The organism is Streptomyces sp. NPDC006743 (assembly GCF_040703815.1).
Taxonomy (GTDB): Bacteria; Actinomycetota; Actinomycetes; order Streptomycetales; family Streptomycetaceae; genus Streptomyces.
Window position 1 is genome coordinate 1 of record NZ_JBEYJA010000100.1, and the last position, 11,761, is coordinate 11,761.

Annotated in this window: 17 protein-coding genes; 3 read left to right on the top strand and 14 right to left on the bottom strand. The window is 70.9% G+C overall.

The window, feature by feature from the left end:
* From ABZ719_RS36320 to ABZ719_RS36330, 3 genes are all read right to left on the bottom strand, one after another.
* Positions 1 to 773 (bottom strand): AMP-binding protein (locus tag ABZ719_RS36320; protein ID WP_366729455.1); only part of this gene is annotated, 773 nt, incomplete at its 3' end.
* Positions 774 to 957: 184 nt separating this feature from the next.
* Positions 958 to 1,515 carry a SigE family RNA polymerase sigma factor gene (locus ABZ719_RS36325; RefSeq protein ID WP_037856374.1) on the bottom strand — a complete coding sequence of 186 codons (558 nt, stop codon included), beginning with the start codon at positions 1,513 to 1,515 and terminating at the stop codon, positions 958 to 960.
* Positions 1,516 to 1,826: 311 nt separating this feature from the next.
* Complete coding sequence (locus ABZ719_RS36330) at positions 1,827 to 2,138, bottom strand: hypothetical protein (protein WP_366729442.1); 312 nt, start codon at positions 2,136 to 2,138, stop codon at positions 1,827 to 1,829.
* A 397-nt stretch (positions 2,139 to 2,535) separates the two neighbouring features.
* Between ABZ719_RS36330 and ABZ719_RS36335 the strand changes: the two genes are divergently transcribed.
* Entirely contained in the window at positions 2,536 to 3,411 is an 876-nt protein-coding gene (locus ABZ719_RS36335) for a bifunctional DNA primase/polymerase (RefSeq protein WP_366729443.1), read from the top strand.
* Between the two features lie 163 nt (positions 3,412 to 3,574).
* On the opposite strand, the gene ABZ719_RS36340 is transcribed toward ABZ719_RS36335, so the two are convergent.
* The 11 genes from ABZ719_RS36340 to ABZ719_RS36390 form a co-directional block, all read right to left on the bottom strand.
* Positions 3,575 to 4,753 carry a site-specific integrase gene (locus ABZ719_RS36340; RefSeq protein WP_366729444.1) on the bottom strand — a complete coding sequence of 393 codons (1,179 nt, stop codon included), beginning with the start codon at positions 4,751 to 4,753 and terminating at the stop codon, positions 3,575 to 3,577.
* A complete protein-coding gene (locus tag ABZ719_RS36345; protein ID WP_366729456.1) occupies positions 4,753 to 4,965 on the bottom strand; it encodes a helix-turn-helix domain-containing protein in 213 nt (70 codons plus the stop codon). Before ABZ719_RS36345 ends, ABZ719_RS36340 begins: the two co-directional genes overlap by 1 nt.
* Positions 4,965 to 6,353 (bottom strand): replication initiator protein RepSA, encoded by a 1,389-nt coding sequence (gene repSA / locus ABZ719_RS36350; protein WP_366729445.1) that lies wholly within the window; start codon positions 6,351 to 6,353, stop codon positions 4,965 to 4,967. Before repSA ends, ABZ719_RS36345 begins: the two co-directional genes overlap by 1 nt.
* Positions 6,350 to 6,592, bottom strand: a complete 243-nt coding sequence (locus tag ABZ719_RS36355; RefSeq protein ID WP_366729446.1) for a hypothetical protein — start codon at positions 6,590 to 6,592, stop codon at positions 6,350 to 6,352. The genes repSA and ABZ719_RS36355 overlap by 4 nt, the downstream gene beginning before the upstream one ends.
* 156 nt (positions 6,593 to 6,748) lie before the next feature.
* On the bottom strand, positions 6,749 to 7,072 hold the full coding sequence (locus tag ABZ719_RS36360; protein ID WP_366729447.1) for a SpdD-like protein: 324 nt from the start codon (positions 7,070 to 7,072) through the stop codon (positions 6,749 to 6,751).
* 12 nt (positions 7,073 to 7,084) lie between these two features.
* The gene (locus ABZ719_RS36365) at positions 7,085 to 7,240 is read right to left on the bottom strand and encodes a hypothetical protein (RefSeq protein ID WP_366729448.1); all 156 of its coding nucleotides are present in this window, start codon (positions 7,238 to 7,240) and stop codon (positions 7,085 to 7,087) included.
* A 15-nt stretch (positions 7,241 to 7,255) separates the two neighbouring features.
* Positions 7,256 to 7,447, bottom strand: a complete 192-nt coding sequence (locus ABZ719_RS36370; RefSeq protein WP_366729449.1) for a mobile element transfer protein — start codon at positions 7,445 to 7,447, stop codon at positions 7,256 to 7,258.
* 19 nt (positions 7,448 to 7,466) lie between these two features.
* Positions 7,467 to 8,192 (bottom strand): DUF2637 domain-containing protein, encoded by a 726-nt coding sequence (locus tag ABZ719_RS36375; protein WP_366729450.1) that lies wholly within the window; start codon positions 8,190 to 8,192, stop codon positions 7,467 to 7,469.
* On the bottom strand, positions 8,192 to 8,398 hold the full coding sequence (locus tag ABZ719_RS36380; protein ID WP_366729451.1) for a hypothetical protein: 207 nt from the start codon (positions 8,396 to 8,398) through the stop codon (positions 8,192 to 8,194). The genes ABZ719_RS36375 and ABZ719_RS36380 overlap by 1 nt, the downstream gene beginning before the upstream one ends.
* Before the next feature lie 27 nt (positions 8,399 to 8,425).
* Entirely contained in the window at positions 8,426 to 9,784 is a 1,359-nt protein-coding gene (locus ABZ719_RS36385; RefSeq protein WP_366729452.1) for an FtsK/SpoIIIE domain-containing protein, read from the bottom strand.
* A 2-nt stretch (positions 9,785 to 9,786) separates the two neighbouring features.
* Positions 9,787 to 10,137 carry a hypothetical protein gene (locus ABZ719_RS36390; protein WP_360966738.1) on the bottom strand — a complete coding sequence of 117 codons (351 nt, stop codon included), beginning with the start codon at positions 10,135 to 10,137 and terminating at the stop codon, positions 9,787 to 9,789.
* Between the two features lie 158 nt (positions 10,138 to 10,295).
* Between ABZ719_RS36390 and ABZ719_RS36395 the strand changes: the two genes are divergently transcribed.
* Together ABZ719_RS36395 and ABZ719_RS36400 are read left to right on the top strand one after the other, a co-directional pair.
* Positions 10,296 to 11,084: a GntR family transcriptional regulator gene (locus ABZ719_RS36395; protein WP_366729453.1), complete on the top strand. Its 789-nt coding sequence runs from the start codon at positions 10,296 to 10,298 to the stop codon at positions 11,082 to 11,084.
* 8 nt (positions 11,085 to 11,092) lie between these two features.
* The coding region (locus ABZ719_RS36400; protein ID WP_366729454.1) for a glycosyltransferase family A protein at positions 11,093 to 11,761 on the top strand (669 nt) is incomplete at its 3' end.

Consider the following 11,761-nt stretch of genomic DNA (forward strand, 5'->3'; position numbering starts at 1 on the left):
GTCGGGGATCTCTCCCGGCGGGGGCGCCGTGTGTCGTAGGGCCGTGATACTGGCCCTGGTGGGGATGCCCCTTTGCGCTCACAGTTGTGGAACTGGGGGACCACGACCAGGGAGGTGTCCTGGTCGGTCAGGCCCATGGACTGGGCCATGTTGACCTGCATGGAGTGCAGGTAGATCGAACGGTGGCTGTAGACCACGCCCTTGGGATCGCCCGTGGTGCCGGAGGTGTAGCACAGGGCGGCGGCCCGGCGTTCGTCCAGCTCCGGCCAGTCGTAGGTGTCCGGCCTGCCGCTGATCAGTTCCTCGTAGTCGTGCACCCGCACGCGCGCGCCGTCCAGCGGGGCGCGGTCGCCGGCACCCGCGACGACGACGTGCTCGACCGTCTTCAGGTGCGGCAGCAGGGGGGCGAGCAGCGGGACGAGGGATCCGTCGACGATGATCACTCGGTCGGCGGCGTGGTCGACGATCCAGGTCAGCTGCTCGGCGGGCAGCCGCAGGTTGAGCGTGTGCAGGACGGCACCCATGGCGGGGACGGCGAGGTACGCCTCGACGTGCTCGCAGTTGTTCCACATGAGGGTGGCGACCCGGTCGTCCTCGCGGATGCCGAGGTCGTCGCGCAGGGCGTTCGCCAGCCGTACCGCGCGCGTGCCCGCCTCGGCGAAGCTGCGCCGCCGCGGTTCGCCCTCGCCGCTCCAGGTGGTGATCTGCGACCGTCCGTGCACACGCGTCCCGTGGAGCAGGATGCGGGTGACGGTCAGCGGTACGTCCTGCATGGTGCTCAGCACGGCGTCCTCCCGGGGCGCATGGCCTACGCGGTGGTAGGGGGTGCGCTGATTCTGCGCACATACCGCGCGGTATGTCACTAGCCCGGGTGATCGATCAGTGGTCGGCCGGCCTGTCGTCGGACCGGCCGCGGAGCACTGCGGCGGACCGGCCGCGGAGCACTGCGGCGGGCGGTCAGCGCACGCGCACCAGCTCGGGGTCCTCGCGGAGCTTGCCGAGCGCGCGGGAGACCGCCGACTTCACGGTGCCCACGGACACGCCGAGCACCTCGGCCGTCTGCACCTCGGAGAGGTCCTCGTAATACCTGAGAACGACCATCGCCCGCTGCCGCGCGGGCAGCTTCGTGATCGCCCGCCACATGGCGTCGCGCAGCGCCTGCTGCTCGGCGGGGTCGGCCGTGCCGGGCAGCGGCTCGGGTTCGGGCAGCTCGTCGCAGGCGAACTCGTCGACCTTGCGCTTGCGCCACTGCGAGGTGCGGGTGTTCAGCAGCGCACGGCGGACGTAGCCGTCGAGCGCCCGGTGGTCCTCGATCCGCTCCCAGGCGACGAACGTCTTGGTGAGCGCGGTCTGGAGCAGGTCCTCCGCGTCGCTCGGGTTCGCGGTCAGCGACCGGGCGGTGCGCAGCAGCACCGGCTGGCGGGCCCGCACGTACGAGGCGAACGACGGGTACGCCGGGCTCTGGGCGGCCGGGACGGCGGCGGTCGACGCGCTGGTGCAGACGGGTGTGGTCATGCCCTCCACGCTAGGAGCGCTCACCCCGGCGGCGGATCGCCCGCAGGTCCCGAAGCGGTGTCCGACTCAGGTTGTAGGGGTGGGGCTGGCCTCACCTCCTGAAGGTGGACCAGGAGGAGGAGCGGGGTACGGGTTCACCCCTGGGTGGTTGCGGTGTGACCGCGGGACGGTCCCCCCGTGGAAGTACCGGGAACGCCTGCGCGGCGGCGCCGAGGCACCGCCGCGCAGTGGTGTGTCGCATCCCCACAAGCACACCCACAGGACCTCTCAGGGCCGGCGGCTCCCCAATGCGCGCGCCGGCCCGCCGGGGCTCACCAGAGGTGGGTGAAGTGGACGGCGACGTTCTCGTTGCCCTGCTGGACGGCCGTGAACGCGGAGCCGTTGACCTGCGCGGTGTTGCTCTGGTTCGAGGCACCCGAGCCGACCGCCTGCTGGCCGGTGGTGGACGAGTTGCCGCTGTTGTTGTGGCCGACTCCGCTGCCGACGATACCGGCGACACCCGCGTTCGATCCGGTGCCCGCGAGGGCGCCGGTGTCCGCCGCCGCGATGCCGGCGAAGAGAGCCGCCGCGAGCGGGACGGCGGTGACGGCGGCGAGAACGCGGGCGGTACGGATGCTTGCCATATTGCTCCTCCAGTAAGAGGTACGCACCGGCTGCCTGCCGGAAGTACGTGAAGCTGCGTGAAGCTACCTGGACTACGGCTTTCACCAGGGAGGTCGGCCGACCGCCCCGGCGGTTTCTCACGACGTCGCAAGATCAGAGTTGCCCATGGGTCCGTGGCGAACCACCCCGGTAGGCCCGATTCGCACGCAAGCGTGAGGACATGTCGATAAACCCCTTTCACCACCTTTGCCGCCTTCAACGCCCCGACCGGCGACGGTGCGCCCCCTGCCGGATCAAGCGCGCCAAGGGGTGAAGCGTTTCGGCAAGCGCCCGGCGGAAACCGGCCGAACCGCGCGCCCCCGGCACACCACACGACCGCCCCTTCCTTTCCCCGAACCTCAGTACGAATATGAAGGCATGGCCACCACCGACCGGCAGGCCACGGCACTGGCCCTCGCCCACGCCCTGTCAGCCGCCGAACGCGGCCTGGCCGTCCTCCCCCTGTCCCGCACAAAGCTCCCGGCCCTGCGCTCCCCGCACCGCGACGACCCCGTCCCGGCCCGCCCGCCCTGCCACGGCGAGTGCGGCCGCTTCGGCCACGGCGTGTACGACGCCTCCACCGACCCCGCCCGCATCCGTGAACTCTTCGCCGCCGCACCCCGCGCCACCGGCTACGGCATCGCCTGCGGCCTGCCCCCGTACCACCTGATCGGTGTCGACCTCGACACCAAGGCCGGTACGAACGCCCCGGCGGCCCTGCGCGAGCTGGCCGTCCGCCACCGCTTCACCCTGCCCGCCACCGTCGTCGTCCTGACCCCCAGCGGGGGCCGCCACCTGTGGCTGAGCGGACCGCCGGACGCCGTCGTCCCCAACTCGGCCGGCCGGCTCGCCCCCGGCATCGACATCCGCGGCGCCGGCGGCTACCTGGTCGGCCCCGGCTCCCGCACCGCGCACGGCACCTACGCCACCGCGCCCGGCACCGCCCACCTGGTCCCCGCGCCCTGCCCACCGCCCCTGCTGCGCCTGCTCCTGCCCCCGCCCCGCACGCCCCGCCGCGCCCTGGCGCAGGGCGCCGGACGGCACGGTCACGGCCTCGTCCAGTTCGTCCTCGGCGCGCACGAGGGCCAGCGCAACACCCGCCTGTTCTGGGCAGCCTGCCGGGCCTACGAGAACGGCACCGGCCCCGCCCTGCACGGCCCCCTGCTCGACGCGGCCCTGACCACCGGCCTCACCGAGCACGAGGCCCGCGCCACCCTCACCTCAGCGGCCCGCCTGACGGGCCACCACCCCTGAACCCCGGCCACGCGAACGGCCCCTGACCGTCTGTCCCGGTCAGGGGCCGTTCGCACTGCTCAGCGCTGCGGAGGCGGTGGGATTTGAACCCACGGTGACATCGCTGCCACGACGGTTTTCAAGACCTTTCGGCGATCATGACCGCCGACCGCTGCGCAGCAGGTCAAACGGGTGCAGGAACCCCAGCGGCCCCGTCGTCATCGTCGTCGTGCCCGCTACGTGCCCCAGGCTCGTGATCGTGCCCGCTGAGCCAGGAGTCCGCCGCTTCGGCCACCTGGTCATCGCGGCCGGCGACCGGCCGGGCGTAGTGCCGGGTCGTGACGCTCGCGTTCGAGTGGCCGAGCCGGTGAGCCGCGGTCATCACGCCGTACCGGTCGGCGACCCACGTACCGTGCGAGGCGCGGAGATCGTGCGGCGTGACGTCGGTCAGCCCGGCCGCCGACACCGCAGGGTCGAAATACGCCTTGCGCCACTGGTTGTAGCGCAGCGGCTTTCCCGCAGGCGTGGTGAACAGGAGTGCGTCCTCCCCGCCCGGCAGTTCCTCCAGGTACTTTCCCAGCCGCTTCGCAAGGGACGGGCCCACCCGGAGAAGCCTCTTCTGGTGAGACTTGGGCGTGTCGAAGACGAGGGCGCCGTTCGCTTCGGCCAGGTTCTCGTCGACCAGGACGAGGCCGCCGGGCACGTCGATGTCCGCGCGCCGGAGGGCGAACGCCTCGCCGACCCGCAGGCCCGCGTACGCCAGGAGTGCGATCAGCAGGTCATGCGGCTTGGCAGCGTTCCGCACGATCCGGGAGGCTTCCAGCGGCGTGAGGATGTGCGGCTCGGTCTGCGGCATCCGGGGCAGCTTCACACCCCTGCACGGTGTCTGCGGGATCATGTCGTTGTCGACGGCCGACCGCATGATCTGCGACAGCACCCGGTACGCCTGCCTGATCCGCGACGCGCTGAGGCCCTTGGTCCTCATTCCGCCGACCCACTCAGCGATAGTGATCGGTCGGAGACCGGCCAGCTCACGATCTCCGAGCGCCGGATTGATCAGCGAGTTGATCAGGGACCGGTATGACGCCTGGGTCTTGTGCTTGAGCTGCGGGGAGACAGCGGCGAGCCACCGGGCAGCCCATTCCCGCACGGTCGTCTGTCCCTCCGCCGGGTCGAGCCAGCGCCCCTCTTCGATCTCGATGCGCTTCCGCATGAGCCAGCGGTCGGCGTCGGTCGACGTGGCAAACGTCCGGTCGGCAGGACGCAGCACCCCGTCAGGGCCCGGGTACCGAGCTTGGAACCGGCCGGACGGCAACTTGCGAACACGCCCGAAGTTGCGGCGGGACTTGCGCTTGCCGGGCATCAGGCCGCCCTCCTGAATCCAGAGGGACGCAGGGCGACCGGTTCCACGGTGTTGGCATCCACGTACGCCTCTACGGCGCTCTCGGGGATACGGACGTGCCGACCGACCTTTACGAAGGTGATGCGGCGCTCCTCGATAAGGCGCCGGGGGAAGCGAACCCCCGTGCCGAGGCATTCGGCGACCTGGTCCACAGTGAGCAGTCGATCCACGATCACCCCTCCATCTCGTCGACGGGCAACGCGGCCAGGACTTCGCGGGCTGTTTGCCGGTTGAGCTGGAGGTCCCGGGCGATCGTGGCCGCGAGGGCGGATTCACCGGGGGTGTGGCCGTGGCCGGCGTACTGCCAGTCGGCGAGGACGAGGACGGTGTCCGGCTCGGCGTCGTCCAGGCCGAGGGCGGCGTGTTCCTGCGCGGCGCGGTAGTCGGCGCGTACCTGGCGAAGGGCGCCCAGGGTGGTCGAGTAGCGGCGGGACTTCGAGGAGAAGTGGCCGCGGAAGCCCAGCATGTGCGCCCAGGCCCACAGCCGCCGGTCCGGGTAGAGCGGGTCGAGGAGCTTGCACGCGGCGACGAGGCGACGGGTGTGGTCGGGGACGCCGGAGCGGTCGAGTTCGGACATCTCACCGATGCGCCGGTCGAGGGTGCCGGTGTTCTCGGCTGCCTTGGTGGCGTACTTCGCGACGTAGGAGGCGACGGCTTGTTCGGTCAGGTCAGAGCAGTCCCCGAACGCCTTGACCGGCCGTACGTCGAGCTGCGTGCCCCAGCGGAGCGTGCGGACGGGCTGCTCGTCGGCGGCCGGGATGGTCACCGAGGTGTAGGAATGCGCGGCGGCGGCCCGGATCGAGTCGGTGAGGAGGTCGACGGTGGCCCAGGACGGCGGCGGAGTGTCCGGCCCGTCGGGTCCGTCCAGGCGAATCACGGCGTGGAAGTGCACGGCACCGCGCTTCTGGAACTCCGCCACCTTGCCGTACGACAGCCGGGCGCGCTCCTTCAGCTCCCGTTGGGTGAGGCCGGCGCGGGCAGCGATCTCACGGCGCAGACGGTTGGTGAAGCGCTGCCAGAGTTGTCCGGCGTGGTTGTTGAAGAGGACGGCGCCCGCGTAGTCGTACGTGTTCGGGTCGAGGGCGGTGCCAAGGGCGGGATCGTCGGCCGGGTGGTGCGTGCCGCAGCGGCAGACGCCGTGGTCGGGTCGGTTGTGGACCGGGCCGAAGGAGGGGGCGGTGAGGGTGGCGAAGACGCGGGGGTGATCGCGGACGGTGGCGGGGATGTCCCGGCGGTCGTCACCGGCGAGGCCCGCCCGGATGAGGTGATAGGTGTCGCCCGCGTACGTCCAGGCACACGAGGGGCAGCGGGAGGCCCGACGGTTGCCGCAGGCGACGCGGAGTCGTCCGCCCGGTTCACCCTCGGTCGAGTAGCGGTGCAGGGTTTGGCCGGTGGTCTTGTCCTTGTGGAGCACCCAGCCGCTCAGGTGGATCGGGTCGGCGCAGCCGCCGGTACGGCGGACCTGGTCTTCCCAGCGGTCGAAGGCGGGGGATCCGGCTACCCGGAGAAGGTCCCCCAGGGTGATCGGGTCCAGGCCCGCGAAGGTCGCGGAGTTCGTCATGCGGCACCGCCCGAGGCGGATTCGGCGATCTCATCGAGCGCGGAGGCGGCTTCCTCGGCGGCACGGGCGAGGGCGCGCAAGGCGCCGGCGGTACCCGGTCGGGCGAGGAGCGCGATGTCGACCTGCTCGCCGCCGATACGTAGGCTGACGAAGCTGCCACCGTCCGGCGTGCTGTCGAACACGTTCACCCGGATGGTGCTGTCCGGCTCCAGGTGGGCCGAGGTGGTGATGGTCTTCACGCAATCACCGCCCCGGTACGGACGAGAACGTTCCGGCACGACACCGGGGTGAAGTCGGGCATCATGGAGCTTCCCTTTCGGGTCCATTGGATCTGGAAGGTGGGAAGGCACCCGGGGCGGACGAGACTTGGCGGTTGAGGCCGCCCCGGGGGCCACTCAGCGGCGCTTGTGGTGCGAGCTGATCAGCGAGCGCAGGACCACGGCGCAGACGGCGACGGAGATGCCGGTTATGGCCACGGCCAGCAGCATGGAGACCAGGACCGCGCCGACGACCAGGACCACGGCGGTGCCGCCGCCGACGAGGGCGAGCGCGGTGCCGGGGGTGAGCTCGATGACCGGGCGGGACGGTGCCACCGGGGCAACGAGGGCCGGCGGCGGGAACTGAGCGGCGGCCGGGGTGATGGCGGTTGGCTCGATGATGGCGGGCGTGGTGACGATGCCGGTGGGGGTCGGCATGGTGGGGATCTTCGGTCGAAGCATGTGCGGACTCCCTTACTTGATGAGGCCGTTGATGGCGGGGGCGATCGTGCTGTCGGCGAGGAGGAAGCCGCCGAGCAGAAGCAGGGCGATCAGCCAGGCGGGCGGCCGGAAGAGCTTGATGCCGAGGTAGCCGACGACGAGCAGGGCGAGCCAGAGGGGGACCTCCATGGCTGTGACCTCCGGTCAGTAGGCGCGGCAGCGGTGGGTGCGGGCGGCGAGCTGGGCGGCGGAACGGCTGGAGTAGTCCGAGGCCCAGCCGCAGCCGTCGTTGGTGCACACGGCCGCGTGCTTGGTGTCGCCGAAGTGGTCGCGGTGGGTGCCGATCTGCACCGGGCCGATTCGCATCACGGAGTGGAAGAAGTCGCGGGCGGGCATGGGGCGTTCTCCTTGTGTCTCAGGCGAGGTGGGCAGCGATGGTGTCGGCGAGCTGGGCCGGGACGCCGAGGCGGGCGCGCAGGGTGTCGGTGTCGATCTGGGCACCGGTCCGGGCCTGGTGGTCGGCGGCGACCTTCCGGGCGTGCTCGACGAGCGCGGCCGGGACCGGCAGGGCCGGGCGGGATGCTGGAGACGGGTCCGCGGCCGGGGCGATCGGGGAAGGCTCGTTGGCGGCGGGGACGACCGGGGCCGGTTCCGGCTCGGTAATGGCGGCCGGTTCCGGCGCGGTCTCGGTCTGTGTCTCGGCAGCCGAAGCGGTCTCGGGCCGTGTCTCGGGAGCCGCATCCGGGGCAGTGGCGGCCGGCGGAATCGGCGCCCGGTCCCCGGCGGAGTGGGCGAGGAGGGTGCCGCCGAGGAAGGCGAGGGCCGGCCATCCGGCGATGCCGAGGCGGAGCAGGGCGGGAGGGTCGGCCAGGTTGAGGAACCCGGCGGTGGCGACGTTGGCGCCGAGCGAGGCGAAGAGGGCGACCACGAACCAGCACCAGGCCAGCCGGGACGGTCCGTCGGTGCGGAGCCGACGCCAGGCGGCGACCAGGAGCAGGTCGACACTGACCGGGTAGGCCCAGGCTTTCCAGCCGTCCTGTCCAGCCGCGGAGGCGAGGTCGTGCAGGTGGGCGAAGGACAGGGCGCCAGCAATGACCGCCTGGACGAGGACCGCGTCGACGCGCAGCGCGGAGCGGGCCATCAGATGTCCCCGCCGGGGTAATCCGGGCCGTCACTCGGGTCGTAGCCGGGCGAAAAGGTGCCGGGCGGCGGCTCGGGCAGCGAGGCGGCCAGGGACGGGCTGACGGCTTCCACGAAGTCCAGGTCGGCGCCGGCCATGTCGGCGTACAGGGCGAGTTGCCCGAGGAGGAGCACGGTCCGGGCGAAGTCGTCGCAGTCGGGGCACACGGTGGGATCTCCCTTCTACGGGCGTGGTCAGGCTGTGGCAGGAGCCGTCTTGGACAGCGGGACCGGGACCGCCGCAGGGGCGCCGGGCAGGACGGGCCGGAACGGGGCGAGTTCGGGCAGGTCCGGGGTCAGGTGGGCGTGCCGGTTGCAGGTGTTCACGGCCTGGCGGAGCGAGGTGTGCGGGGCGCGTATGCGAGCCCATCCGCCGGTCGAGTCGCCGGTGACGGCGACGCCGGGCGTGTCGGTGGGAATCTGGATCGCGGCCAGCACGGCATCCGGGGCGATGTCGCCGAAGGCCATGTTCGCGCTGGTCTCGTCGTTGACGCGGTGGGCGGTGCGGCCGGTGAACTGGGCGCGGAGCATGGTGATGCCCTTGCCGAGTTCGGAGCCGAAGCGCTGCCCGCAGATCTCCAGGTAGATGCCGGCCGCGCGGCCGAGCTGGGCGAGGCGGACCAGGGCGGTGATGATCCGGTCCCGGCGCTTTTCCTGTTCCTTGTTCGCGAACAGCGCGAGTTCGGCGACCTCGTCGACCAGGACGACGATCGGGACCGGCCGCAGTTCTTCCGGCAGGCTCCAGATGTCGGCGGCGATCTCCGCATCCGGTACGTCAGCGGTGATCCGCTGCTCGGCGCGGATGAGCTGATAGACGCTTTCCATGCGGGCCACGAGGGCATCGAGGAGTTCGGCGGCGGAGTCGGGGTTGTCGGCGAGCGCGGAGAACCGGCGGGCCAGCGGGAACAGTTCCACGCCTTGCTTGCAGTCGATGCCGACCAGGGCGACCCGTTGCGGGGCGAGCGCGGCCACCAGGTTGCGCTGGTAGACGGACTTGCCGGACTCCGTGGCGCCGAGGGTGAGGGCGTGCGGTATCGACCGGTAGTCGCGGTAGTGGACCGAGCCGTCTTCCCGCAGTGCGACCGGAACCCTCATCGGACGGGTGTCGGTCTTGGCCGGCATCTGCACCCGCTTGAGCACGTCGTAGCCGGTCATACGGATCTCGACCACGCCCGAGCGCAGCTCACGCGAGGTAACTCCGTACACGGCGAACGAATGCCGGAGCCGGTCACAGGAGGCGGCGACGTCGAAGGCGTCCTGACCGGCCCGGAGCTTGAGCCGCAGCACCAGGCCGGTCCGGGTCGGCCGCACCCGCAGGATGCGCGGAGCCCGAGGGCCAGGAACGGGCCGGTTGGCCACGCGGGCCAGGACTAAGCGCCAGCGCGACGGCGGGACCGTCAGGCCGCAGGCGTCCATGACCGAGCCGTAGCGGACCAGGACCCGCAGCAGGGCGAGGGTGATCCCGAAGGTCAGCCAGTACCAGGCGGGGCGCCGCCACCGCAGGAGACCGACGGTGGCGACGACCAGCACGAGAGCGACCGCGAAGCGGGTCATGATCAGGCCGCCTGCGACGCCGCAGCGGTCAGCGAGGTCACGGCGACCGCGCGGAAGGCGATCCCGTGGCGCTTCTGGCCGTTGAACTCGTTTTCCCAAGGCCGGGCGACCAGGCCCGTGAGCGCGACCGGCGTGCCCATCGGCAGCTCACCGGAGATGCCGGTCTCGGGGACGGTGACGTTCAGGATCTCGACGTCACCGTGGAGGGCGAACATCACGCTCACGGTCATGAGCGTCGCGCCGGTCTCGGCGTCGGTGGCGACCTCACCGGTACGGCGGTCACGGATCTTCCGCTCCGGGGCCTGCGCAACCATCGCCGTGGCGTCGGAGGTGTCGACGGGGATCTGACGCATCAGGGGATCTCACTTTCACACGGGCTGACTCAGCCAGCACTTACAGAGCTGTTGTCCTCAACTCCTCTTTAGGAGTTGCTATGACTATGCAGAGTCCCCGACTACTCGTCAAGTCCTCAAGAGGACTTAGACTGCGTGTCGAAGCAAGGAGGCCGCAGATGGCGAAGCGATACGAGAAGGTTTCGGAGGATTTGCGCCGCCGGATCGAGTCCGGCGAGTACACCCCCGGGGACCGACTGCCGGCGGAGACGACCCTGGTCACGGAGTACAAGGTCAGCCTGCCCACGCTGCGACAGGCACTGAGCGCACTCCAGACCGAAGGGCTGATCGAGAAGAGGCACGGTCTCGGCAACTTCGTACGCAAGCAGCGCCAGCGCGCCGAACGGAGCAACCTCCGTCATCAGTGGGAGAAGGACCGCGCCCGCGCCGACCTGAAGGAGCGCAGCACCACCGGCGCCACCGAGCGGGACACCGGCCTCACCATCGCCCAGTTGGCGTTCAACGCCGAGTACGAGCGGATCGAGGCCCCGGAGGCCCTGGCCGCAGCCCTGGACGTCGAGCCGGGCACCGCCGTACTCAGGCGGACGTATCGCACCCGCAGCGTCAACGAGGACGAGCCGCTGAACGTAGCCCGCTCCTACATCCCCTACGCGCTCGCCGAGAAGAACCCGGACCTACTTGACGAGGCCCAGGAGCCATGGCCCGGCGGCACCATGAACCAGCTGCACACCGTGGGCATCGAGGTCGACCGGGTCGAGGAAGTCGTGACCGCCCGTCCCCCGACATCCGACGAGGTCGAAGAACTCGGCCTCATGCCAGGCATCGCGGTCATGGACGTCCGAAAGACCCTCTACGACATCAACGGCCGGATCGTGGAGGTGGCAGACGTCGTACTGCCCGGCGACCGCTACGCCGTGAAATGCGTGACCCCCCTGGAAAGGTGGTGAACGGTCGCATGACGCGCCTTGTCTCGGTGATCACGCCCGTACACGGACCGGCCGCACCGTATCTCGCCGACGCCCACTCGTCGCTCACCCAGCAGGAAATGCCCCCCGGTTGGGACTGGGAATGGCTCATCCAGGAGGACGGCGAGACGGACGACGTACGCCCCCACGTCCCCGAAGACTCCCGCATCAGCTTCGACCAGGGCAGAAACGGCCGCGCCGGCATGGCCCGCACCATGGCCCTCGCCCGAGCCCGCGGCGACCTGGTCAAGGTCCTGGACGCCGACGACAAGCTCACACCCGGGGCACTGCTCCGCGACATCACCATCCTGACCGAGCAGAGCGACATCGCCTGGACGACATCACGCGTCCTCGACCTACTCCCGGACGGCTCAACCGTCGGTTTCGAAGGAGACCCGCCCGCCGGCCCGATCGCACAGGGCGCCGTCCTCGAACGGTGGCGGACACACAACTACAGGGCCCAGGTGCACCCGGCGACGTTGTGCGCACGGCGCGACATCGTGACCGCGTTGGGCGGCTGGATGGCGCTTCCGTCCTCCGAGGACACCGGCCTCTTGCTGGCGTTGAACGCCGTCAGCACCGGATGGTTCATCGAGGAGTGCGGACTCCTCTACCGCAAGTGGCCCGGCCAGACCACAGCCCAGGACGCCCACCACCAC

Bases quoted from the DNA above. Each gene is read 5' to 3' on its own strand.
- ABZ719_RS36390 (WP_360966738.1), bottom strand. From the start codon at position 10,137: ATGCGTCAGATCCCCGTCGACACCTCCGACGCCACGGCGATGGTTGCG.
- ABZ719_RS36325 (WP_037856374.1), bottom strand. From the start codon at position 1,515: ATGACCACACCCGTCTGCACCAGCGCGTCGACCGCCGCCGTCCCGGCC.
- ABZ719_RS36365 (WP_366729448.1), bottom strand. From the start codon at position 7,240: ATGGAGGTCCCCCTCTGGCTCGCCCTGCTCGTCGTCGGCTACCTCGGC.
- ABZ719_RS36330 (WP_366729442.1), bottom strand. From the start codon at position 2,138: ATGGCAAGCATCCGTACCGCCCGCGTTCTCGCCGCCGTCACCGCCGTC.
- ABZ719_RS36375 (WP_366729450.1), bottom strand. From the start codon at position 8,192: ATGGCCCGCTCCGCGCTGCGCGTCGACGCGGTCCTCGTCCAGGCGGTC.
- ABZ719_RS36335 (WP_366729443.1), top strand. From the start codon at position 2,536: ATGGCCACCACCGACCGGCAGGCCACGGCACTGGCCCTCGCCCACGCC.
- ABZ719_RS36340 (WP_366729444.1), bottom strand. From the start codon at position 4,753: ATGCCCGGCAAGCGCAAGTCCCGCCGCAACTTCGGGCGTGTTCGCAAG.
- ABZ719_RS36370 (WP_366729449.1), bottom strand. From the start codon at position 7,447: ATGCCCGCCCGCGACTTCTTCCACTCCGTGATGCGAATCGGCCCGGTG.
- ABZ719_RS36395 (WP_366729453.1), top strand. From the start codon at position 10,296: ATGGCGAAGCGATACGAGAAGGTTTCGGAGGATTTGCGCCGCCGGATC.
- ABZ719_RS36385 (WP_366729452.1), bottom strand. From the start codon at position 9,784: ATGACCCGCTTCGCGGTCGCTCTCGTGCTGGTCGTCGCCACCGTCGGT.
- repSA (WP_366729445.1), bottom strand. From the start codon at position 6,353: ATGACGAACTCCGCGACCTTCGCGGGCCTGGACCCGATCACCCTGGGG.
- ABZ719_RS36360 (WP_366729447.1), bottom strand. From the start codon at position 7,072: ATGCTTCGACCGAAGATCCCCACCATGCCGACCCCCACCGGCATCGTC.